Here is a 603-nt window from a genome sequence, read left to right on the forward strand (position 1 = left end):
GAATACTTCCGTCGTCCCCCAAGAGGACGTATGCGAAGTGTGCTGTCATATATTGACCCGTTCTACTATCTCCATCCACGGTTTCGGTGTCGTAGGTATACGCGCCCTGCACGGATCCCGAAGAATCGCGGGTGATTAACGCCTTTGCTCCTTTAGTTGGAGTTGTCCCGATCGTAATACGCTCGACACCTGTCGAATCGTAAGAGTGGAATCCTGTCGAATCTATCGCTACACGTTCCCCACTTGCTGCGCTTCTCAGGATGATACTAGTAGCGATCACATTCCCATCAAAATCAACCGAGAACGTTGTATTCGTGCCGTTAAAGACGGTCATTCCCGATCCATTTATCTCGATGTATGCGCCATCGTTTAAGTCAGCGCGAATCGTAACTTTGTTCGTAATGATGGTCCCAGCGATAATCAAGTCGGCTGTTAACCTCTTAATGTTGAGAGAATCTATGTTTCCGTTGAGCAACCACTGAACCTCTTTTATCATACGGGCAACAAGGTCGGCCAATTGATCTGTGGACATGCCTTTGTTTACGCCTGGAAAGCTAATTGTTGGCATTGCGCACCTCCATATTAATATGCTGGCAAGTTGTC

At 47.6% G+C, this 603-nt stretch carries 1 pseudogene; it reads right to left on the reverse strand.

Annotated features, from left to right (window positions below):
- Positions 1–568 (reverse strand): annotated as a pseudogene (locus tag AC1DWB_RS36965) (hypothetical protein); the annotation flags it as partial.
- Positions 569–603 lie beyond the last annotated feature (35 nt).

This window comes from Paenibacillus sp. P4_E11, assembly GCF_056401635.1.